The following is a 21,944-nucleotide window of genomic DNA, read 5'->3' on the forward strand; positions in this document are numbered from 1 at the left end:
TATCTTCTACCGGGGCCGTCTACAATGGTTCGGCTACGCCCGCACACCGCAGCAAGGGCTTCCCCCCCAGGAGGCGCCACCACGGAAACCCAGCACAACCAGGTAGAGTAAAGGCACTATGTACGAGCTCGAATACCCAGCACCAGATGTCCACGACGGGCCAGGCGATCCCACGCTCATCGTCGCACTGCACGGGTATGCGGACGCAGGTAACGCCATCTACGCATCCTCGACGCACCTACTCGACGCCCTCGAACACACCAAACTCGCGACTTTTCACAACGACGAACTCATCGACTACCGGTCCCGTCGCCCCACCGCATTCATCGATGCCAACCAGGTTGTCGACATCGACCCCATGGACATTGGCGTCGACCTCCTCCGCGACATCAACAATCGCCCCTTCCTCCTACTCAGCGGCCCCGAGCCGGACATGCGATGGGAAGCCTTCAGCGACTCAGTGCTCAAACTCGTCAAAGACTTCGACATCAAGCAAACGATCTGCCTCTACTCCGCGCCGATGGCTGTGCCCCACACGCGCCCACTGGTCATCACCGCCCACGGAAACGAACCAGCATTACTGAAGGATTACTACACGCTGGACGCCAAAATTTCCCTCCCCGGCGCCGCCCAGTTGCACATCGAGCACACCCTCAGCACCAATAATCACACTGTCACTGGGCTGACAGCACATGTACCCCATTACGTCGCCAACGCCGACTACCCGCAAGCAACCCTGAGCCTTCTGCAAGCTCTCGAGCGCAGCGCCCAGTTGACGCTACCACTTGGAACGATTGAACAAGACGTCGAAAAAGCCAGCATTCAGCTTGCCGAGCACACTGACACGACACCCGAAGTACAGCACGTGGTGGCCGCATTAGAGCAGCAATATGACGAAGAGATGAGTCGCTACAACGAACGGAAACAAGCTGCTCAAATTGAGGGAGGTCTGCCAGCGAACCCCGAGGATCTCCCCAGTGGCGACGACATAGCAGCTGCCTTCGAAAACTACCTGGAGGATTATCTTCCGGAAGACAGCACCGACCTTCCACCACAGGAAGACACAGAACCTGATGACTAACCCGCGCGAGATCCGCAGCCTGACCTCCCTGCTCCCCGACCTCGATGATGTGCCTGAGTCCCTCATCGACGAAGCAATTTGGGATAGTTTCACCGCCTGGACGCGGTCGAAGAACATCACCCTCTACCCTGCCCAGGAAGAGGCCGCGCTGGCTGCGCTCGCAGGCGACAACGTCATCGTTGCCACCCCCACAGGATCCGGCAAATCAATGGTGGCTATCGCCGCTCACTTTTTCGCACTAGCCCGCGGCCAGCGCTCTTTCTACACCGCACCCATCAAAGCGCTCGTTAGCGAAAAATTCTTCAGCCTCTGTGAATATTTCGGCCCTGAAAATGTTGGCATGATGACAGGAGATGCAAGCGTAAACGCCGGCGCATCGATCATCTGCGCGACTGCTGAAATCGTGGCCAACATCGCCCTCCGAGAAGGCAACCGGGCGCGTATCGATCAGGTGGTGATGGACGAATTCCACTATTACTCAGAACCAGACCGTGGTTGGGCCTGGCAGGTTCCCCTTTTGGAGCTAGACAAAGCTCAGTTCGTGCTGATGTCGGCAACCCTCGGCGACACCTCGTGGCTGGAAGAAGACCTACAGCGCCGCACTGGTCGCACCACAAGCATGATCAGTGGTACCACCCGGCCTGTGCCTCTTGATTTCCACTACGTGTACACCCCTGTCCACGAAACCATCGACAACCTCCTTAAAGACGGCAAGGCTCCCATTTACGTCGTCCATTTTTCCCAACGTGATGCTATCGAGCGTGCCCAATCGCTGACGTCATTGACGATCGTTACACCAGAAGAAAAAGAAGCAATTGTAGAAGCAATCGGGGCCTTCAGTTTCAGCAGTACCTTTGGCAAGACTCTGTCCAAACTTCTGCGGAAAGGCATCGGAGTCCACCACGCGGGGATGCTGCCCAAGTATCGCCGTCTCGTCGAGAAGCTTTCACAGCAGGGCCTCCTAAAGGTTATCTGCGGCACCGACACCCTAGGCGTTGGAATCAACGTGCCCATCCGGACCGTGCTGTTAACCGGTTTGGCGAAATTCGATGGAACCAAACAGCGCCTCCTGAAGTCTCGAGAGTTTCACCAGATAGCGGGCCGCGCTGGCCGCGCCGGTTACGACACCGCCGGGACTGTCATCATTGAAGCCCCCGAACATGAAATAGAAAACTATCGCTTGCGTGCGAGGGCAGGGCAAGACCCCAAGAAGCTAAAAAAGCTCCGTAAGAAATCTGCCCGTCCCGGCGAGGTCGCTTGGACCGAAAAGACCTACGAGCGTCTCACCACTGCGGAACCAGAACAACTGACGAGCCAATTCAAGGTATCCACCTCGATGCTCATCAACGTTTTGACCCGACCCGGTGACGGTTACGAGCATATGAAGCGCCTGCTGCGCGGCAACCACAACACGCGCACCCAACAAAACAGGGACATTCAAACCACCATCGAGCTTTTGCGTGGACTCGTTGCCGCCGGAGTAGCAACGCGGCTTGACACCCCGGACCCCACCGGCCGACGCTACGAACTAACCGAAGACCTGCAACCAGATTTTGCCTTAAACCAACCACTCGCCCCCTTCGCCCTGGCAGCATTGGAGCTGTTAGACAAAGAAGCAGACAGCTACACCCGCGACGTCATTAGTGTGTTTGAGTCTATTTTGGACGATCCACGGCAGGTTCTCATCGCCCAGCAGAAAGCCGAACGGTCAGAAGAGCTAGCCGCGCTGAAAGCAGAGGGCGTTGATTACACCGAGCGGATGACTATCTTGGAAGAGATCACCTGGCCGAAACCGCTCGAGGAATTGCTGGAACAGGCTTACACCACCTATTGCGAGGGGCATCCGTGGGCTAGGGAGTTCAGTATCTCCCCCAAGTCAGTCGTGCGTGACATGATTGAAAAGTCGATGACGTTTTCCGACCTTGTCGCCACCTATGGCTTGGCTCGGTCAGAAGGCGTGGTGCTGCGCTACCTCACCGATGCGTGGCGAACACTGAAGCACTCTGTTCCCACGGAGGCCTACACGGAGGAATTGGATGACGTTATCGAATGGCTTGGGGAGCTCATCCGCCAAGTCGATTCTTCCCTCGTCGACGAGTGGGCACTCATGGCTGATCCCGACGCCCCAATTAGCGAAGAAGCGCTGCAGCAGGAGCTTGCTTTTGGAGTGAAGGATCCCAACGCCCTATCTGCTAACCCGCGGGCTTTCGGGATCATGATCCGAAACTTTATGTTCCGAATTGTTCAACTTTTCGCCTTCGAGAAAGAAGACGAGCTCGCCAATAGCGTAGACTACCTGCGAGATATCGGCGCTACGATTCCTGATTTCGGCGCTGCCTTAGACGCATACTTTGATGATTACGCTGACCTCGACGTTGGGCCAGAGGCTCGTGGCCCCCAATACTTCATGCTCAATAAACATCCTGACGACGCGGAACTCAGGGAGCTGCTGAACGCCCCCGCGCCCGAAGGTTCGCGCTTGTGGTTGGTCCGCCAGGTTGTGAAGGATCCCGAAGACGACTGCGCGTTCTCTTTTGTTGGCCTAGTCGATCTTGATGCCAGCGATAGCGCCGGAGAAGTTCGACTGCGTGCGCTACGAATTGACTACTGACGCAGGTCCCGGCGGTGTGGCCGGGTGTGGTGCAGTGTTGTGCAGTAAAGGGTGAGTAGCAATAGTTAAAGCCCCTGGCTACGTCTTTAGTGACTGTAACCAGGAGCTTTCGCCTAGCTGCGAGCGATCGAACCGCTACAGCTCAGGGGGCTTGTGGCTTAGCGTGCTTCTTCGATCTGCACTGCCTGAGCAACACCCTGCATGGTGGCGGCAATCTTGACTGCCTCGAATACCTGTTCCTTGGTGAGGCCTTCGCCACGAACGGTTTTGTCGTGGGCAGCGGTGCAGTTTTCGCAACCGTTGATGGTGGATACTGCCAGAGCCCACAGCTCGAAGTCAGCCTTTTCCACACCCGGGTTAGCGATGATGTTCATGCGCAGACCCATCTTGACGGGCGTGTAGTCGCTACCGAGGAACTCCTTGGCGCGGTAAGCCACGTTGTTCATAGCCATGATGGTGGCTGCACCAAGGGCTGCGTTGAAAGCTTCGTCGGAGAGGTGCTCCTTGGCTTCGTCAGCGATCTCGGAGAAGACAGCGTCGTTGCGGGTAGCCGCGGCGGTGGCGACGAAGGTGCCCCACAGCTGCTGTTCGCTCAGCTCGGTGCTGCGTGCGAGGGTGCCCAGGTTGAGCTTGAGGTCCTTAGCGTACTCGGGCAGACCGCTCTTGAGGTTATCGATCGACATTTACTTCAGGCCCTCCTGCAGCTGCTCCATCTTGTTGATGTTCTTGGTGGGGTCGTTCTTCTGCCAGTTGCAAGCGCAGACCTCTTCGGACTGAAGAGCGTCAAGAACGCGGAGAACTTCGTCAACGTTGCGGCCGACAGCGTCGGGGGTAACGGAAACGAACTGGATGATGCCGTCGGGATCGATGATGAAGGTCGCACGGTCAGCAACGCCGTCAGCGTTTTCGACACCGAGAGCCTTGATCAGGTCGTGCTTAACATCCGCGAACATCGGGAAGGGAACTTCCTTGAGCTCGGGGTGGGTTGCACGCCAGTTGAAGTGGCAGAACTCGTTATCGATGGAGCCACCGAGAACCTGGGTGTCGCGGTCTTCGAAGTCCTCGTTGAGCTTGCCGAATGCAGCAATCTCAGTGGGGCAGACGAAGGTGAAGTCCTTCGGGTAGAAGAACACGACGAGCCACTTACCGGGGTAAGAGGTGTTGGTGACGGTCTCGAAGTAGTCTTCGGGCTGGGAAGCCTCAATGTTGTGGAGGTCGCCGCCCTTGAGTGCGGTGAGAGTGAACTCTGGGAACTTATCGCCGATGGTTAGCAATGCCATGGAAAATCTCCTCACTCGATGTTTCGAGTCGATTGTTTTTTAGGACGCCTTCCACTATGCCTTGGAATAGCCAAATCGTCAAGAGGTCTTTGTTTCGGGTGTGTTATATAGTGATAAGAATGACTAATAAAGACTACCGCCCGACGCTTGCCCAGCTGCGCACTTTCGTCACGATCGCTGAGAAAAAACACTTCGGAACAGCCGCACAAGCTCTAGGTATCTCGCAGCCTTCTCTTTCGCAGGCCCTCGCCTCCCTTGAAAAAGGGCTTGGAGTGCAGCTCATCGAGCGCTCAACACGGCGGGTTATCGTCACCCCCGCAGGGGTGGAGTTGCTCCCCTTTGCTCAGGCAACCTTGGAGGCTGCAGACGATTTTCTTACCCAAGCACTGGTAGTTGACGACGACCTCGGCGGTCCATTGCGCATTGGGGTTATCCCCACCATCGCCCCCTATCTCCTACCCCAGTTCTTAACTATTGCCCGTCAGGATCTTCCTGCCTTGGAGCCGAGGATTATCGAGGATAAGACCGATGCTTTGATAGCAGCTTTGCGGGATGGACAGCTTGACGTCGCGGTGGTCGCTCTACCCGGCCCTTACGCCAGATTGTCAGCCCTTAAGCTCTACGAAGAGCCCTTTTTAGTGGTCACTCCTGACACGCACCCTCTTGCCGGCGCATCGTCAGTAACCATTGAGGATCTCGACGGAAGTGAGCTGCTTTTGCTAGACGACGGCCACTGTCTGCGCGATCAGGTGGTGTCGCTGTGCAGCACCCACGCGTCTTTAGCTCAAGCCTCTGATAGCCAACACAGCAGCACGCAGCTCCCATCGCAGGATTTGAGCGAGCAAGCAGCAGACGACACGGGCCCCACTACCGCGTCGATTACAGCATCCGCCACGAGAGCTGCCAGCTTGCCGACAATCATGCAATGCGTCGCCGGTGGCCTAGGCATTTCCATGATCCCCTTGTCCGCCCGACAATCAGAGGCCTCGCGCCCGGGTCTGGCTGTAGCCCAGTTTGCCCCAGAGGTTAGTGCCCAGCGAACCATTGGGCTGGTGTACAGAAACTCTTCGGCTCGCGGCAAACACTTCGCCACTCTCGGAGACATCCTGACGCGCGCCTACCACGAGTCTCTTTAATTACAACTTAATTACAACCCGTTTTCGCACCGTGCGCTGCGCGGAAGGCAAAGAAAAGGACGCCCACACTGTCTGTGAGCGTCCTTTTCACCTTTCAGCCCGATAAATGAATGGGCCGCAGGATGCTACTGGATTTGTTCGGGCACTACTGTGGTGCCACCGATGAGGCTGCGCCAGAAGTGAGCCGACGCCAAGACTGCGGCTGGCATGGTGAGAAGCAAACCAAAACCGCAGAGCAGAGCGCCCGCGCTGTTGAGCAGGCCGATGATGACCGTGAAACCGAGGGTCTTGAGGTAGTTGTTCTTGGCAACGTTGAAGCCCCGTTTGAACGCCTGGCCAACACTAAGATTTTCGTCGACCAAGGCGTAGACCATGAGGCTAAACAGTGGCGAGATGAGCAAGTACAAGATAGCCGACACTGCGGCAGCGCCGAAGAAAATGGCGATGCCGGCCAGTGCGCCGTTGGGGTCGTCATCGGCGGTGAAGGCAAGGGGGATGAGGCCGAAGGCCAGCGGAATCATCGCGAGCCCCTGAACCACGGCTACAAGCAGCTGAAGTCCGATGACTCGGCCAAAAGGTACGCCACTGAACATCTCGCCGATGGTGATCTTCCGGCCATTGACCTGCTTGATGGCGCCCAACGCCGCAATGGCGGTAATGACGAAGGTCGCGAGCACCGTGATGACCTGAACAATGGTCCCACCGACGCTCATAGTGTCAGCGACGGTCACCTCAGCGCCAGGCTCCGGGTAGGACCGGGTGAAGCTCTCCACGAAGCCATACACACCATTAGGTATCTGGACGGCGAACATGATCAGGCTGAACAGAATCCAGGGGCCAAAGTTCGCAAAGAAGCTGTTAAAGCCATAGCCAACGGAATCAAAAACCCGAGCACCTGCGGGCGCGGTGTTGTAGTTCGGGTAAACAGGGGCACCATAGGCGGGAATTTCGCCGTATGCTCCTGCTCCCGACTGCTGCGGCGCGGTCGGAGGCGTCACCGAGGCAGGTTGGCCCGGCTGAGGATACGGTGCTGAGTTATTGGATCCTGACTGCTGCGCAGCGTCGCCGGGATAAGCCGGGTAGCTGGGTGTGCTATCGAAACCACCGGCTGGTTCCGAGGGCTGAGGAGCTGATCCCCCCTGAGGCCCTTGAGGCTGTTGTGGCTGCTGTGGATCTTGAGAATTAGTCATGTAGACCACATTAGCTATAGCTATGTTTCTGTGCACACCGTACCCCCATGCGCACTGGCCGGTTGCTTGGGATCGAGTGTCAGCTGAGCACTACACTGGGTGGAATCATGTCGACACAGCCCCATCGCCGAAACAGACGCTCTTCATCTACCAAGAAGTCCTCCCGTAGTTCTCGTAACAGGACAAACCACGTCGCTTCTTTCCGGAAGGAACTCGATCGCCGGCGTACTGCGCGCATGGCGCATGGCTGTCCGCCTCTCACCTTCCCCAAGGCCTTGCCTGTTACCTCGCGCCGTGAGGACATAGCCGATGCCATCCGCGACAACCAAGTGGTGATCATCGCCGGCGAAACCGGGTCCGGTAAAACAACGCAGATCCCGAAGATTTGTTTGGAATTGGGCCGCGGTGTGGACGGGATGATCGGGCATACACAGCCGCGGCGCCTTGCTGCACGGTCAGTTGCTGAGCGTATTGCCGAAGAACTTGGCCAACCTGTTGGCGAATCGGTGGGTTATGCCATTCGTTTCGACGACAAGGTTGCGGCGCATACATCGATCAAGTTGATGACGGACGGTATTTTGCTCGCTGAGCTTCAGCGCGACCGTCTGCTTGAGGCTTATGACACCATCATCATTGATGAAGCCCACGAGCGTAGCCTCAACATCGATTTTTTGCTCGGGTATCTCAAGCGGCTGCTCCCCCGCCGTCCTGACCTCAAGGTCATCGTTACTTCAGCAACTATCGACCCTGAGCGCTTCGCGGAGCATTTCGCGTCGGCGGACGGTGTTCCTGCGCCGATCATTGAGGTATCGGGACGTACATACCCGGTAGATATTCTTTATCGCCCTTTGGAGGTGCCGGATCCTTCGAATCCTGAGCGATCAATCCAGCGGGATCCCCTTGAAGCACTCGGTGACGCGGCGGAAGAGTTGGCCCGCATGGGCGCTGGCGATATCTTGTGCTTTTTCGCAACCGAGCGCGAGATTCGGGATGCTCAGGAAGCTTTGCAGCAGCGCGCGTCTTCTGGCGGCCCTTTGAGGGCAATGGAGTTTGTCCCTCTATTTGGCCGTTTGTCGAATGAGGAGCAGCACCGAGTGTTCTCCCCTGGTTCACGACGCCGCGTTGTGCTGGCCACCAATATTGCGGAAACGTCGCTAACGGTTCCGCGTATTCACTACGTTATTGATACGGGCACTGCGCGTATATCCCGCTATTCGACGCGCACGAAGGTTCAGCGTTTGCCTATCGAACCGATTTCACAGGCGAGTGCTAATCAGCGCAGTGGCCGCTGCGGGCGCTTGGCTGATGGCGTAGCTATCAGGTTGTATTCAGAGCAGGATTTCCTATCACGGCCAGAGTTTAGCGATCCAGAGATTTTGCGTACCAATTTGGCGAGCGTCATCCTTCAGATGGCTTCTTTGCGTTTGGGCGCGGTGGAGGATTTCCCATTTATTGCACCACCTGAGTTTAAGGCTGTGCGCGATGGTCTGCTGCTGTTGCACGAGCTTGGCGCTCTGGATGAGCGCGCGGATCATTCTTCACCGCGGTTGAGTAGGGTCGGCAAATTGTTGTCCCGCATCCCTTTGGATCCGCGTTTGGCTCGGATGATGGTTGCCGCTTCTGATCACGGGGTTCTGCATGAGGTTTTGGTGATTGTTGCGGCGATTACGGTCCAGGATATCCGTGAGCGGCCACAGGATAACGAGGCCCAAGCAAAGCAGTTGCACGCTCGTTTTTCTCACCCCACGAGTGATTTTTTGAGTTATTTAGCGTTGTGGCGCTATCTCAATGAGTTACAGCAGGCTCTGAGCGGCAATGCTTTGCGTAAACGGATGAAGTCCGAGTTTCTGCACTATGTTCGCTTCCGGGAGTGGCGTGATCTTTACCGGCAGCTTGTAGGTATTGCTTCTGATTTGGGTTGGGAAGTTAACCGTGACTCTGGTGTGGGTTCAGCGCTTGCTGAGCTTGAGCAAGCCTCCGCGCCCGGGTCTAGCCCTCGTGCTGGCGTCATTACGGCTGGTGTGACAAGCGATCAAAGCGATCATATTCATCAGAGCGTGCTGAGCGGTTTGCTCTCGCACATCGCAGCCAGAGTATTGGAGTCCAAGGAGTTTCGTGGGGCACGCGGAACGACTGTGATGATTTTCCCGGGTTCTTCTGTTGCTAAGCGGCCTCCGGAGTTCATCATGGCTGCGGAGTTGGTCGATACCAGCCGGTTGTGGGCACGCGAAGTAGCAAAGATCGATCCACGCTGGGCGGAACGTCTGGGGGAACGCCTGCTCAAGCACCAGTATTCCGATCCAGTCTGGTCACGACGTCGCGGGGCTGCTGTCTGCACGCAAAAGTCGACGTTGTTTGGTGTGACGCTTGTTGCAGACCGCACGGTGACTTACGCGACTGTCGACCCCCACGCTGCCCGCCGAGCGTTTATCGAGCATGCACTTATTGGTGGCGAATGGTCGACCAAGCATAGGTTTTTCCATGACAATGTCGACAAGTTGGAACAGGCCTCGACATTGGAGGATAAGGCGCGGCGTCGTGGCATCGTCATTGATGAACAGGTGCTGTTTGATTTCTACGACCGGCGGCTTCCAGAAAGCGTAGTGTCGGCTAAGCATTTCGACGGGTGGTGGAAGAAACAGCGATCTGAGGATCCACATTTTCTTGATTTCGATCCGGAGCGCCTTCTCGCTGAGGATGCCCAGGATGTGTCGGAGGATGCGTTTCCTGATGTATGGAGGCAGGGTAGCTTTGATTTCGAATTGAGCTATCGTTTCGAGCCTGGTGCTGCCGATGATGGTGTGAGCGTACGCATTCCTATCCCCTTACTCGCAGGTGTTCGTGGTGATGGCTTCGATTGGCTGGTTCCTGGTCTGCGCGCCGAATTATTCCAAGAGTTAATCAAGACACTCCCCAAGCCCCTTCGACGCAGCGTGGTGCCGGCACCGAATTTCGCCCAAAAAGCACTTAGCGCGGTTGAGCCGGGCGAGCCCTATCACCGTCCGGTCGTGGAGGTTTTAGCGGAACGCCTGCGCGGACTAGGTGGTTCAGGTATCGATGCGCGAGATTTCCAGCCCAGTAAGTTGCCGCCTCATTTGAGGGTGACATTCGCTGCGGTGGATAAGCGTGGCGAGATTATCGACAGCGACAAAGAGCTATCGCGCCTACAGTCACGCTGTTCGGAAAAGATCAGCGCTGCGCTACGCACGACCTCGGTTCGAGATGCTCGTGAGAGTGGCGCCGCTGCCTCTCTCACTCAGTCAGCCAGCAAACGAACGAAGAAAAAACCAGCTCCTGGCAAGCAACGCTCTGACAGTGATTCTTCTGCGGTCTTTGTGGGGTGGACTCGGGAAGGTCTTGGGGATATTACCCCCGTTGTACAGCGTCATATTGATGGCCGTGACGTGCAGATGTACCAGGCCGCGACTGTTGTACCGCGTCGTGACGGCGACCAAGCTGCTTCCGCGACTGCGCCACTACTGGAGTTAAAAACATATCCCCTCGAACAACAGGCCACGGCGGCTATGTTTTCGACCACGCTGCAACTGGTCCTGAGTGAGGTGAAGGTCAACAGCAAGCAAATGTTTAAGGGATTACCGCTACAGCAACGCGTGGCTGTCGACAACTACCCTCACGGAGGACCAGGCGGTCTCTGTGCTGATGCAACTGCCGCTGCCACACGGGATGCTATCAGTGCCCATGGTGGACCTGCGTACACCTACGATTCTTTCTGTGCTTTATCATCTGCCGTCCGAGCCGAAGTCCCAGGCGCTGTGAGACGAATGCTCGTTGAGGTTATTCCGTCCGTCACGGCTGCGGTGACCTTGCAGGACACCCTCGCCGGTGATACCGGAGATGTAGCAGTAGAGCTAAAAGAACAACTGGATTTTATGTTCCCTCAACACGCCATCACAGTCCACGGCGTTGCACAGCTAAAACATGTGCCACGGTATGTGAAAGCGATGCACATGAGGCTGGAAGCCGCACGCAGGGATCCAGACCGCGACCTAGACTTGTGCCAGCCGATCTACGCGGTGGAAGAACAGTTGGATGCAGTAGTTGCCGCTATGCCAGCCTCGCGACGGTCTTCAAAAGAAGTGCGGGCGATTCGCTGGATGATTGAGGAATTCCGGGTGAGCATTTTTGCCCAGCAACTGGGTACTGCTCACAGTGTCAGCGCCCAGCGTATTTCGAAGGCCATAGCGAAGCTTTAGAGCGACTCAAACTCATCGCGATTAAGGCGCTTCATCCGGCGAATCTCCGCTAGGAAGTCATCGGCGCTATCGAAGCCTCGGTACACCGATGCGAACCGCAGGTAGGCTACCTCATCAAGTTGACGCAAAGGATCCAAGATCGCAAGGCCGATGTCGTTTGCATTCACCTGCGAACGGCCCTGGCTGCGAATGGCTTCTTCTACCTCTTGTGCAAGCCTCTTCAGTGCATCGTCTGATACATCCCGGCCTTGGCAGGCACGCCGCACACCTTGAATAACCTTTTCTCGCGAGAAAGGCTCGGTAATTCCGTTGCGCTTCATAACTAACAGGACAGATTTCTCCATTGTTGTGAAGCGCCGGTCGCACTCGGTGCACACACGCCGCCGTCGAATTGCAGATCCTCCGTCTACCACGCGTGAGTCGATCACCTGGGAATGGGAGTTGTGGCAAAAGGGGCAGTGCATAGGCTCTCACTTTAATGAAAGGACCGGCGGACGCCCCTCAGCCTAGTCGACCGACCTCTAAACCAGTACACCAGCAAGCATGTAGTAGACAGCTCCACCAAATCCGATTGCGCTTAGTAGCAAGCTTGATCGGTCTACTAGGCGTTGAACAAAGCTTCCAGGTGTGGTGAGCATTGCACGCGAAGACTGGGGCGTTTCCGCCATGTCGGAGCGACCCGTGGCGTGATAAAGGGTCCGAACTTCGCGGACAGGCTTGGGGGTCTCTCCCCAATGCTCTGCAGGAAGAACCGTCTTGAGGGCCGTAGCTTGTGTCTGTTTGTTCATCATGGCTGCAACGTTAGAAAGTCGATCGGACAGTACGTGGAATTTTCGCCGATCATTCGTTCTAAAGTGAGTTCACCAAGCACGACTAACTGCTGCATACAGGACAGTTTCGACAAAACATGAAATATCGAACATAATTACACCTGTGGCGCCCCCTGAACCCCATTCGTAATGTAGACTGTCCTCGGGAACACCCCACGAGGTCACACCCGGGGGTGACGCCATGAACGACCTTTTAACAACCGCTTTTTAAAAAGGACTTGAGCGTAATGGGACGACGACCAAAATCTGCAGACGCCCCTCTCACCCCGCGCCAGCGCCGGGTGCTGGAGGTTATCAACGACTCGATTGCCATCACTGGTTATCCACCGAGCATCCGAGAGATCGGCAATGCTACCGGGCTGCAGTCGACGTCCTCGGTCGCATATCAACTCCGAGAACTAGAGAAAAAAGGGTATCTTCGGCGGGATCCACAAAAGCCCCGAGCGCTGGATGTCCATTCGGTACGCCCCGTCCCTAAGGAAACCCGCCCACGGACCTCCGGCATGACAGGCGGAGCGGTCCCCGCCTACGGCTACCAGGAGGGCGCGGACCTCAGCCACCATGTCCCCCCGCACTATATTCCGGTTATTGGGCAAGTTGCTGCGGGCGACCCAATCCTGGCTCATCAAGATATTGAAGAGTTTTTCCCCATGCCGGCGACTGTGCTGGGCGGCGGGGAGTTCTACATGCTCCGAGTTGTTGGCGAGTCGATGCGCGACGCCGGAATTTTACCAGACGACTGGGTTGTCGTTCGCGCTCAAGTTACTGCGGAACCCGGCGATTACGTCATTGCGCTCATCGATGGTGAGGCCACAGTCAAGGAATTCCACCGGGATGACACCGGCATTTGGCTGATCCCACACAACCCAGCGTTTGAGCCGATCCCAGCTATGAATTCGCGAATCCTAGGCAAGGTCGTTTCCGTTTTCAGGAAAATGTAGCAACATTCCCACCGAGAGTCACACCCCCCAGATGTGGGGGTGTGACTCTTTTTTTCAAATGGGCCACCATCGCGCAGCTTTTCCAGCCTCAGCTCTTTGACCCGACGGACGATCCCGATTTAACTGAGCCGCTACTCCGCCACAATTTACCAGGTAAACAACATATTTAAGATTGCTTCTTTGCCGCCGGATACCAATCTCACCCCGTTCCAAAAACAACACAGCAACCACACAATCCACACAAAACCTCAAAAAATAAACATACTCGGGCACGTTTACCCGACATGATGCCCGAAATGGTGAGACACTAGAGTCTAGAAAACGTACATAAAAGTCACATACCGCCGAAGCTAGATGTCCGAGCGGCAGGTGATTCGAAGAAAAGAGGGACCGAACGATGTATGCCGAAGAACGGCGGCGCCAAATCGCCTCACTGACGGCCGTCGAAGGTCGCGTCAACGTCACTTCACTAGCAGCCCGTTTCGACGTCACTGCGGAAACAATCAGGCGTGACCTGGCAGTGCTGGATGCCGAGGGTGTTGTGCATCGAGTCCACGGCGGTGCAGTAGCTAGCCAAAACTTTCAAACAAACGAGCTTACAGTCGATGCACGTTTCCGCTCTGCATCCCACGCTAAACATGCCATCGCAAAAGCAGCCCTAGAATTCTTACCCAGCGCCCAAGGCGGCATTTTTCTTGATGCTGGAACAACCATTTCTGCGCTCGGTGATTTAATTGCGGAACATGCGGTGTCGAAGCACTGGTCCATCGTCACCAATTGCCTACCGACAGCCTTAAACCTAGCAAATGCTGGCCTTGGCCAGGTTCAGCTCCTCGGTGGTAACGTCCGCGCGATCACCCAAGCAGTGGTGGGAGATACCGCCCTGCGCTCACTCGCCCTCATGCGCGCCGATGTAGCTTTCATCGGAACCAACGCTCTGACCCTTGATCACGGGTTGTCCACAGCGGATTCCCAAGAAGCCGCAGTCAAGCGCTCCATGATTATTAACGCCCGCAAAGTGGTCGTGTTGTGTGACGCGTCCAAGATGGGCTGTGACTTCCTAGTCAGTTTTGCGACAATCAGCGATATTGATGTTGTCATCACCGACGTCCAAGCCCCAGAGAGCTTCGTAGAAGCACTTCGTGACCAGGGCGTGGAAGTCATAATCGCCGAATAGGTACCACTATCCGCCATCCTGCATTAACTATTAACGCGTGGGGCTCCACCTTCCTTAAGGTGGAGCCCCACGCGTCTAAGAAACCGTGTTATATAACAGTTCTAAAATTCACAAACCTTGGATGAATTCGCGGACGGCGCTTCGAGCCTCAGTAGCGCCCTCAGAGTCCAAAGCGATCCGTGCAGCCTGCTGGCAATCCTCTAGTGTCAAGGAGGCCAGCTGCGCACCGACACCTGCAATGGCAGTCGACGCAGCGGACAAGGATGTCACGCCGAGGCCTGTGAGCACGCATGCAAGCAGCGGGTCGGCAGCAGCTTCACCACAGACGCCAACGGCAGTGTCGAACTTTTTACCCTGATTGCAGGTGTGCTCGATCAATCGCAACACCGCCGGCTGCCACGGATCTGTGAGATAAGCCAACTGCGGTGACATACGATCGGCAGCCATGGTGTACTGGGTGAGGTCGTTCGTACCGATCGAGACAAAGCGCAGGTGAGGCATGATTTTATCTGCCATCAGGGCTGCCGCCGGGACCTCAATCATTGCACCGGGGATTAGACCGCGCTCTTCACACAAGTCTGCAAACCACCGGGCCTCGCGGGCGGTGGCAACCATCGGGGCCATGACCCACGTCGGCGCATCGTCGCCTCGACCCAGCTCCTGAGTGGCCTTTGCGATGGCGTCAAGTTGTCGAGTCAGCAGTGGCTCATTCGCACGAGCAACGCGCAAACCACGAACACCCAATGCAGGGTTCATCTCGTCAGCCATAGAAGCAAAAGCGACTGGCTTATCAGACCCAGCATCAAGGGAACGTACAACAACCTTGGAGGTCGGGAACTGCTCAAGCACCTTGGCATACACAGCAGCTTGCTGCTCTACCGAGGGCTCCTCGACGGCCGACAGGAAGCACATCTCTGTGCGGAATAAACCAATGCCCTCTGCCTGAGTGGAGGCAGCCACGCGGGCAGCGTTGCCGTCCTGAACGTTGGCAAGAAGCTGAACACGGTGGCCGTCCTTGGTCCGTGCAGGGCCGCGCCACGATGCGACACGTTCAGCAAACAGCTTGTATTCGTGAACTGCTGCGGTGGCCGTATCGGGGTCTGCATCGAGAGTCAAGGTACCCAGAGAACCGTCAACCAAGACCTTGGTCCCGGGCTCAATCTGGTGCAGCTTCTCCCCCACTGCCACGATGCAGGGAACATTAAGCTGGCGAGCGATGATCGCAGTGTGGGAGGTAGGTCCGCCAAGCTCGGTAACCAGAGCGGTAAACAACGACGTATCCAAGGCTGCGGTATCTGCTGGCGACAGGTCGTCGGCGCATAGCACCACAGGGCCGCTGACGGAAGGGAGCCCCGGTTCTTGCTCACCACGAAGTTCAGCGATCACACGGTCTCGAATGTCGCGAAGATCCGTAACACGCTCGGCCATCACGCCGCCTGCCGCTTCGAACATCGAAATGAATTTTGTGGTCGCGGCGACCACAGCATAGTCGGCGGGATGGCCGGAGTTAATGTTCTTTTTTACGGCTTTTCGCCAGCCTCGGTCGCGCACCATTCCTGCGGTCGCGGAGAGGACTTCTTTAGCTGCCCCCTCTGCTGCAGCAGCGCGTTCGTCGAGACGCTCCGCCACCGTATTGGCGGCCTTTTCGAAGCGTTCGAACTCTTCAGCGCGACCTTCCTCTGCGACAACTGCTCCTGCTTGAGGGAGTTCGGGGCGCGGGTGGATCCACACAGCTTCTGCGTAGCTGATGCCGGGGACAACTGCCGTCCCCTTAATAGTCGTGTCTCGTGTCACATTATTCACGAAAGACCACCTGTCTTCACTAGTTGGGTACTGCCTACAAGATACCACTTTTTCGGGCACAAACAGCAATGCTTTTCCCGAAGATGTGCCTAAAACAACACACGATTACTCCACAAACCCGCGCAAAATCCACACAAACGGGCATATGATGGGAGTATCTCTGTGCATCCTTTAGGCACGGCAGCTCACGTTGACAACTAACACGAAGGTACCCACTTCACATGATTCTGACGGTGACCCCCAATCCGAGTATCGATCAGACATTGGTGCTCGGGGAGCGCATCACAAGGGGTACCGTGCAACGTCTCCAATCATTTCACGCTGTCGCAGGCGGAAAAGGGGTTAACGTCAGTGGGGCCTGCGCTCTAGCCGGCCAAGCCACAAGAGCCTTGTTCATCTCTCCCACCACCGACCCATTCGTCCACCTCGTGGCCAACACTGGAATAGACACCCGCTTCGTCCCCACCGAAGATCAGGTTCGTACCAACATCACGATCGTCGAGCCCGGCGGGGAAACATCCAAACTCAATGGAGCGGGGCCACTCATCACTTTGGAAGTGGCCGCTGCGCTTGCAGACACCGTTCTGGAAGAGGCAGAACGACTACCCGATAACAGTTGGATAGTGCTCGCCGGTTCCCTACCGCCCGGATTACCCGAATGGTGGTATGCCGAAATCATCCCCCTGATTCGCCAAGCCGCGCCCACCACCAAAATCGCCGTTGACACCTCCGATGCACCACTCAGGTCTCTAACTGCCCCCATCGCGCCAGACAGGCCGTCGACAACGCTAAGAGGCGAAGCCAAAAACCGACTCCCGGATCTGCTCAAACCCAACGCCTTTGAACTCGCGCAGCTTGTGCAAGGACAACGCGACGCGGCGTCATGGGCCACAAGGTTCGAGCAACAGGCAGAACGCGGCGACTTTAGTGACGTCGTTGCTGCAGCCCGGACGGTAGTGAACAAAGGAATACCCCACGTCCTGGTCACACTGGGGCCATCTGGTGCAGTATTGGCCACAGCCGACGGTGCCTGGATAGCGCAACCGCCACAAACCAACGTCGTATCTACCGTCGGCGCCGGAGACGCAACACTGGCGGGTTTCTTACTCGGCCGACTAGCCAAGCAGAACCTCGAGGACTGCCTGACCCAAGCTGTAGCCTATGGCACAGCCGCAACAACCCTCCAGGGCACACAAATGCCCTCGCCGCACCTTGTCGCTAAGGTACGCTCCAAGGTTATAGGCACAAACATCACGGGGTAAGCGATCAAGGAGTCTGGCATTTGAACATACGTGAATTTTTCACCACGGCAACCGTGCAAAAAATCTTTGCCCGCAGCAACAGGCCAGCCCGCACGAACACCCCACCCAACGAGGAACCTACCGACCGCAGCCCCTACGCAACCGAAGACTTAGTGGTGTTCGACGTCGACGTCGACGACCATCCATACGCCGTACTTGCCTTCCTCAGCGAACTTCTGCACGAACAACAGCGGTGCACCGACCCACAACAACTATTGAGCGAGCTGTGGGACAGAGAGTTAAAAATGGATACCGGGATTCCCCTTGGCATCGCTATACCCCACTGCCGTTCTACTGCCATCACAGAACCCACCGTAGCCATGCTGCGCCTAGCCCAAGGCGTTGACTTCAGCGGCCCGGACGGTCCCTCAGACCTTATTTTCTGCATAGCATGCCCAGCTACTAGCGGACGCGAGCACCTTAAAATATTGTCGCGACTGTCGCGACACCTTGTCGACCAGGCCTTCGTCGCTTCACTTCGCTCAGCATCCAGTCCCGATGCTGTAGCTGCGCGCATCAATCAGGCCGTGACCCACGGGTGAGATGCGAGAAATCTCACCTCTGCCCCTTAAGCAAGTCAGGCCAGCACTCACCTGGGTGTTTGTGGAACCCTGTGGTTTTTGAATGTCCGATTATTTCGTAGTTGCTGCGATTTTGTTGGGATATGTGGATTGACTACAACCCAACTCAACACCAAACGGGTAGGGTGGGAGATGTTCGCTAGACAATTTCGAGAAAGGACCATGTTCAATGGTTTCCAAGACTGTTACCGTCGGCTCTACTGTTGGCCTCCACGCTCGCCCCGCCACCATCATCGCGGAGGCTGCCGGCGAGTACGACGAGGACATTTACCTCGCAATTCTCGGTGAAGAAGACGAAGAAGATCCCACCGAAGCCGCATCCTCCCTCATGATCATGGCGCTGGGCGCAGAGCACGGCGATCAGGTTGTCGTCACCTCCGAGAACGCTGAAGCTGTTGAGGCTATAGCAGCTCTCATCGAAAAGAACCTCGACGAAGAGTAAAAATCTCTCCAACGTCGCAAAAGCGGGGCCCTGCATCAACTGCAGGGCCCCGCTTTTTCGGCCTAAACTGCGGACTTTAGCCTGCTCAGGCTAAAGTGCTGAACTGCCCTTCACCAACTTTTTCGTACAGCACCTTAAGCACGGGGTAGACGATGATGATACCGGCACTGCCCCACGCGATGCCTTGCAGCTCAATCCCACCGACGGTCAAGGTGAGGTTACCAATTCCGGCAATAAGCGCGGTGGCTGCCGCACACAGATTAACGGGATTGCTGAAGTCCACTTTGTGCTCCTGCCAAATTTGTATACCCAGCATGCCGATGAGCCCGTACAGCACAAGAGTCGCGCCTCCCAGAACACCACTAGGAATACTGAATATTAAGGCACCGAACTTTGGAATGAACGCCAGGATAATCGCGGTAAATGCAGCAACCCAGTAAGCTGCGGTCGAATAGACCTTAGTCGCAGCCATAACGCCAATGTTTTCCGCATAGGTTGTGGTACCCGAGCCACCAAACCCACCGGCAAGTGTTGTGGCAATGCCGTCAGCCAGCAGCGCGTCACCCGCAAGATCATCCATTGGCCGACCGGTCATGGACGCCACAGCTTTGACGTGCCCGACGTTTTCGGCAATGAGGACAATCACCACCGGAAGGGAAATCAGTACCGCACTAACAGTGAATTCCGGGGTATGAAAGGTCGGTGCTCCGAACCACCGAGCTTCGCTGATAGCCTGGCGCGCGGCATCGTCGATGCCACCGGATAACCAAGCGAACACCCAGCCGATGATCACGCCGAAGAGGATGCTCAACCGTGACACCATCGCCCTACCGGCTACGTTCAGGATCAGGATCGCTGCCAGGGTGACGGTGGCGATCAGTGGTTGATTCTGGTAGCTCGAGGTTGCTGCAGGGGCGAGGTTAAGCCCGATGAGTGCAACGATGGCGCCGGTCACTGCTGGTGGCATGACCGCATCAATGACGCCGCGCCCCAACACCTTGACAATCACGCCAACGAGGATCAACGCGATGCCGGCTGCGACCACTCCACCCATCTGCAAGGCGATGCCGGACGCTTGGGTTGCAGTAAGGGGCGCGATAAAGGCAAACGAGCTTCCTAGGTAGGAAGGCAGTCGGTTGCGGGTGATCAGCAGGAAGAGAATTGTACCGATACCCGAAAACAGCAGGGTTGTGTTGACCGGGAATCCGGTAAGTGTGGGTACTAGCAATGTAGCCCCGAACATGGCTACGACATGTTGCATGCCGATGCCTATTGTTCGAGGCCAGCTGAGGCGTTGTTCAGGTGCGACAACGGCACCTGGCTCAATAGTCTTGCCGTCGCCGTGGACGGTCCATCCTAGAAATGTAGACACGTCCCGTTAGTGTAGTCGGGGCTGGTGGGACTAGGAAGCCCGCACTGCCTCCGTAGCCGCGGCATAGTTGGGCTCGCTAGTGACCTCTCCAACAAGCTCTGTGTATGTCACGGTGCCGGCCTCGTCCAGCACAACGATAGCGCGAGCCAGCAGGCCAGCTAGGGGCCCGTCGACCATGGTGAGACCGTAGTCCTTGCCGAAGGACGACCGGAAGGTCGAACCCATCAAGACATTGTCCAGTCCTTCAGCTGCGCAGAAGCGGGCACCTGCGAAGGGAAGGTCTGCGGACACACACAGGACCACTGTGTTGGGCAAAGCGCTGGCTTCCTCATTGAATCGGCGGACGCTTTGCGCGCACACCGCGGTATCAACCGAGGGGAAGATATTCAGAACTACCCGCTTGCCATGCAATGAGGCGTCATCGATGCTTGAAAGATCAGCGCCCACGACGTCAAAAGCCGGAGCTTTATCACCAACAGCGGGAAGCTCACCGACCGTGGAAATTGGACTGTTTTTGAAATTAATCGTTGCCATGATTCTGTTCTACACGAAACTCTTCCAACTCTGCCGCCAGAGAGGGAGGCAGCCGCACATCGAGGACCGTTCCGGAACCGTCGTAGGTCTCCGCCAACACGGTCCCTTGCTCGTGAATTCGGGCAACAATATCGCCCCGCGTAAAAGGAATAGACAGGCGCACGTGGGAATCGAGTGAATTAAGGAATAGCTCCACCCGTGCCTCTAATTCATCAATCCCCTCACCTGTGTGGGCAGAAACGAACACACAGTCATCAACTGCATGACGCAGCTCCGCCAGCGTCAATGGATCTGCGGCGTCAATCTTGTTGACCACGACGATTTCTGGGGGTGCTTCAGCGCCTTGCTCGCGAACAATATCAGCGATGACGTCGTTGACGGCGGCGATCTGCTTCAGGGGGAACGGATCTGAACCATCTACTACGTGCAGAACCAAATCTGCCTCGATGACTTCTTCCAGCGTCGACCTAAACGACTCGACCAGTTGAGTCGGCAGGTGGCGGACGAAACCGACAGTGTCGGTGAAAACAACAGCGCGGCCGTCAGCTAATTCAGCCCGACGGGTCGTAGGGTCGAGGGTTGCAAACAGTGCGTCCTCAACCAAAACACCAGCACCTGTCATAGCGTTAATCAGCGACGACTTACCCGCGTTGGTGTAGCCAGCGATCGCGATTTGGGGAATGGTCGACGAACGCCGCTTGGAGCGCTTAATATCGCGCGCAGTCTTCATGCCCGCGAGTTCTTTACGCAACCTCGCCATGTCTTGGCGGAGTCTGCGCCGGTCAGCCTCGATCTTTGTTTCACCAGGACCACGGAGGCCGACGCCCCCGTTGGATCCGGCACGTCCACCTGCCTGGCGGGATAGTGCGCCACCCCAACCACGCACACGGGTAATGAGGTACTCCATCTGTGCGAGCGATACCTGTGCTTTGCCCTCTTTGGACTTCGCGTGTTGGGCGAAGATGTCCAGGATCAACATGGTGCGGTCAATGACCTTGACGTCGAGGGCTTTTTCCAGCGCGATCATCTGGGATGGGGTGAGTTCACCATCACACACCACCGTGTCCACGCCGGTCGCCTGCACGATCTCTTTGAGCTCCTGCACCTTGCCGGAGCCGATGTAGGTGCCTGCGTCGGGTTTGTCGCGTTTTTGATAGAGCATGTCTTGAACATCCGCCCCGGCAGTTTCGGCCAGGGCGGCAAGTTCGGCCATGTTGGCTTCGATCTCACTGATGGTTCCCGTGGTCCACACACCCACGAGGATGACTTTTTCCAGCCTGAGCTTGCGATATTCGACGTCGTAGCCGTCTTGCTGCTCCGTGTCGTGAATGTGGGAGCCGCGAGTGAGACGCCGTAGGCTTGAGCGTGCTTCGAGGTCGAGCTCACCCACAGTGGGGGTAGCGTCCGTGGGAGCTGCCGTGTGCAATGTTTTTTCTTCTTCTAGCATTAGC

The 21,944-nt window shown here is 56.6% G+C and carries 18 protein-coding genes; 9 read left to right on the forward strand and 9 right to left on the reverse strand.

The window, feature by feature from the left end; genetic code table 11:
* Positions 1-118 precede the first annotated feature (118 nt).
* A complete protein-coding gene (locus CARG_RS05480) occupies positions 119-1,081 on the forward strand; it encodes a PAC2 family protein (RefSeq protein WP_020976407.1) in 963 nt (320 codons plus the stop codon).
* Positions 1,074-3,692: a DEAD/DEAH box helicase gene (locus CARG_RS05485; RefSeq protein WP_020976408.1), complete on the forward strand. Its 2,619-nt coding sequence runs from the start codon at positions 1,074-1,076 to the stop codon at positions 3,690-3,692. Before CARG_RS05480 ends, CARG_RS05485 begins: the two co-directional genes overlap by 8 nt.
* 158 nt (positions 3,693-3,850) lie before the next feature.
* On the opposite strand, the gene CARG_RS05490 is transcribed toward CARG_RS05485, so the two are convergent.
* Both CARG_RS05490 and CARG_RS05495 read right to left on the reverse strand, forming a co-directional pair.
* A complete protein-coding gene (locus tag CARG_RS05490; RefSeq protein ID WP_020976409.1) occupies positions 3,851-4,375 on the reverse strand; it encodes a carboxymuconolactone decarboxylase family protein in 525 nt (174 codons plus the stop codon).
* Positions 4,376-4,972, reverse strand: a complete 597-nt coding sequence (locus CARG_RS05495) for a peroxiredoxin (protein WP_020976410.1) — start codon at positions 4,970-4,972, stop codon at positions 4,376-4,378.
* A gap of 119 nt (positions 4,973-5,091) precedes the next feature.
* Here CARG_RS05495 and CARG_RS05500 point away from each other — a divergent pair, with 119 nt between their 5' ends.
* Entirely contained in the window at positions 5,092-6,108 is a 1,017-nt protein-coding gene (locus tag CARG_RS05500) for a hydrogen peroxide-inducible genes activator (protein WP_020976411.1), read from the forward strand.
* 125 nt (positions 6,109-6,233) lie between these two features.
* Here the strand turns inward: CARG_RS05500 and CARG_RS05505 are convergent, their stop codons facing one another.
* A complete protein-coding gene (locus tag CARG_RS05505; protein WP_144198562.1) occupies positions 6,234-7,298 on the reverse strand; it encodes a hypothetical protein in 1,065 nt (354 codons plus the stop codon).
* A gap of 47 nt (positions 7,299-7,345) precedes the next feature.
* Between CARG_RS05505 and hrpA the strand changes: the two genes are divergently transcribed.
* Positions 7,346-11,512, forward strand: coding sequence for an ATP-dependent RNA helicase HrpA (gene hrpA / locus CARG_RS05510; RefSeq protein WP_268869931.1), 4,167 nt, complete (start codon positions 7,346-7,348; stop codon positions 11,510-11,512).
* On the opposite strand, the gene nrdR is transcribed toward hrpA, so the two are convergent.
* On the reverse strand, positions 11,509-11,976 hold the full coding sequence (nrdR, locus tag CARG_RS05515; protein WP_041747016.1) for a transcriptional regulator NrdR: 468 nt from the start codon (positions 11,974-11,976) through the stop codon (positions 11,509-11,511). The two genes, hrpA and nrdR, sit on opposite strands and share 4 nt — an antisense overlap.
* A 57-nt stretch (positions 11,977-12,033) precedes the next feature.
* Positions 12,034-12,303, reverse strand: coding sequence for a hypothetical protein (locus CARG_RS10075; RefSeq protein ID WP_144198565.1), 270 nt, complete (start codon positions 12,301-12,303; stop codon positions 12,034-12,036).
* Between the two features lie 266 nt (positions 12,304-12,569).
* On the opposite strand from CARG_RS10075, the gene lexA reads away from it, so the two are divergent.
* Entirely contained in the window at positions 12,570-13,283 is a 714-nt protein-coding gene (lexA, locus tag CARG_RS05520; protein WP_041747017.1) for a transcriptional repressor LexA, read from the forward strand.
* 397 nt (positions 13,284-13,680) lie between these two features.
* Positions 13,681-14,460, forward strand: coding sequence for a DeoR/GlpR family DNA-binding transcription regulator (locus tag CARG_RS05525; RefSeq protein ID WP_020976416.1), 780 nt, complete (start codon positions 13,681-13,683; stop codon positions 14,458-14,460).
* A 108-nt stretch (positions 14,461-14,568) separates the two neighbouring features.
* On the opposite strand, the gene ptsP is transcribed toward CARG_RS05525, so the two are convergent.
* Positions 14,569-16,263, reverse strand: a complete 1,695-nt coding sequence (gene ptsP, locus CARG_RS05530; RefSeq protein ID WP_020976417.1) for a phosphoenolpyruvate--protein phosphotransferase — start codon at positions 16,261-16,263, stop codon at positions 14,569-14,571.
* A gap of 221 nt (positions 16,264-16,484) precedes the next feature.
* Here ptsP and CARG_RS05535 point away from each other — a divergent pair, with 221 nt between their 5' ends.
* From CARG_RS05535 to CARG_RS05545, 3 genes are all read left to right on the forward strand, one after another.
* Positions 16,485-17,525, forward strand: coding sequence for a 1-phosphofructokinase family hexose kinase (locus CARG_RS05535; protein ID WP_020976418.1), 1,041 nt, complete (start codon positions 16,485-16,487; stop codon positions 17,523-17,525).
* Positions 17,526-17,545: 20 nt separating this feature from the next.
* Positions 17,546-18,106 (forward strand): PTS sugar transporter subunit IIA, encoded by a 561-nt coding sequence (locus CARG_RS05540; protein WP_020976419.1) that lies wholly within the window; start codon positions 17,546-17,548, stop codon positions 18,104-18,106.
* Positions 18,107-18,314: 208 nt separating this feature from the next.
* Positions 18,315-18,587, forward strand: a complete 273-nt coding sequence (locus CARG_RS05545) for an HPr family phosphocarrier protein (protein WP_020976420.1) — start codon at positions 18,315-18,317, stop codon at positions 18,585-18,587.
* 85 nt (positions 18,588-18,672) lie between these two features.
* Here the strand turns inward: CARG_RS05545 and CARG_RS05550 are convergent, their stop codons facing one another.
* Genes CARG_RS05550 through hflX form a run of 3 tightly spaced genes read right to left on the reverse strand, consistent with a single transcriptional unit; the run spans position 18,673 to position 21,940 of the window.
* Positions 18,673-19,959 (reverse strand): uracil-xanthine permease family protein, encoded by a 1,287-nt coding sequence (locus CARG_RS05550; RefSeq protein WP_041747019.1) that lies wholly within the window; start codon positions 19,957-19,959, stop codon positions 18,673-18,675.
* 30 nt (positions 19,960-19,989) lie between these two features.
* Positions 19,990-20,493 carry a thiol peroxidase gene (gene tpx / locus CARG_RS05555; RefSeq protein WP_020976422.1) on the reverse strand — a complete coding sequence of 168 codons (504 nt, stop codon included), beginning with the start codon at positions 20,491-20,493 and terminating at the stop codon, positions 19,990-19,992.
* Positions 20,480-21,940 carry a GTPase HflX gene (gene hflX, locus CARG_RS05560; RefSeq protein ID WP_041747528.1) on the reverse strand — a complete coding sequence of 487 codons (1,461 nt, stop codon included), beginning with the start codon at positions 21,938-21,940 and terminating at the stop codon, positions 20,480-20,482. Before hflX ends, tpx begins: the two co-directional genes overlap by 14 nt.
* Positions 21,941-21,944: the final 4 nt, after the last annotated feature.

Origin of the sequence: Corynebacterium argentoratense DSM 44202 (assembly GCF_000590555.1) — a bacterium.
Taxonomy (GTDB): Bacteria; Actinomycetota; Actinomycetes; order Mycobacteriales; family Mycobacteriaceae; genus Corynebacterium; species Corynebacterium argentoratense.

What these genes read in the sequence shown, in the direction of transcription:
- CARG_RS05480 (WP_020976407.1), top strand. Translation starts at nt 119, where the DNA reads ATGTACGAGCTCGAATACCCAGCACCAGATGTCCACGACGGGCCAGGC.
- CARG_RS05485 (WP_020976408.1), top strand. Translation starts at nt 1,074, where the DNA reads ATGACTAACCCGCGCGAGATCCGCAGCCTGACCTCCCTGCTCCCCGAC.
- CARG_RS05490 (WP_020976409.1), bottom strand. Translation starts at nt 4,375, where the DNA reads ATGTCGATCGATAACCTCAAGAGCGGTCTGCCCGAGTACGCTAAGGAC.
- CARG_RS05495 (WP_020976410.1), bottom strand. Translation starts at nt 4,972, where the DNA reads ATGGCATTGCTAACCATCGGCGATAAGTTCCCAGAGTTCACTCTCACC.
- CARG_RS05500 (WP_020976411.1), top strand. Translation starts at nt 5,092, where the DNA reads ATGACTAATAAAGACTACCGCCCGACGCTTGCCCAGCTGCGCACTTTC.
- CARG_RS05505 (WP_144198562.1), bottom strand. Translation starts at nt 7,298, where the DNA reads ATGACTAATTCTCAAGATCCACAGCAGCCACAACAGCCTCAAGGGCCT.
- hrpA (WP_268869931.1), top strand. Translation starts at nt 7,346, where the DNA reads ATGCGCACTGGCCGGTTGCTTGGGATCGAGTGTCAGCTGAGCACTACA.
- nrdR (WP_041747016.1), bottom strand. Translation starts at nt 11,976, where the DNA reads ATGCACTGCCCCTTTTGCCACAACTCCCATTCCCAGGTGATCGACTCA.
- CARG_RS10075 (WP_144198565.1), bottom strand. Translation starts at nt 12,303, where the DNA reads ATGATGAACAAACAGACACAAGCTACGGCCCTCAAGACGGTTCTTCCT.
- lexA (WP_041747017.1), top strand. Translation starts at nt 12,570, where the DNA reads ATGGGACGACGACCAAAATCTGCAGACGCCCCTCTCACCCCGCGCCAG.
- CARG_RS05525 (WP_020976416.1), top strand. Translation starts at nt 13,681, where the DNA reads ATGTATGCCGAAGAACGGCGGCGCCAAATCGCCTCACTGACGGCCGTC.
- CARG_RS05535 (WP_020976418.1), top strand. Translation starts at nt 16,485, where the DNA reads ATGATTCTGACGGTGACCCCCAATCCGAGTATCGATCAGACATTGGTG.
- CARG_RS05545 (WP_020976420.1), top strand. Translation starts at nt 18,315, where the DNA reads ATGGTTTCCAAGACTGTTACCGTCGGCTCTACTGTTGGCCTCCACGCT.
- tpx (WP_020976422.1), bottom strand. Translation starts at nt 20,493, where the DNA reads ATGGCAACGATTAATTTCAAAAACAGTCCAATTTCCACGGTCGGTGAG.
- hflX (WP_041747528.1), bottom strand. Translation starts at nt 21,940, where the DNA reads ATGCTAGAAGAAGAAAAAACATTGCACACGGCAGCTCCCACGGACGCT.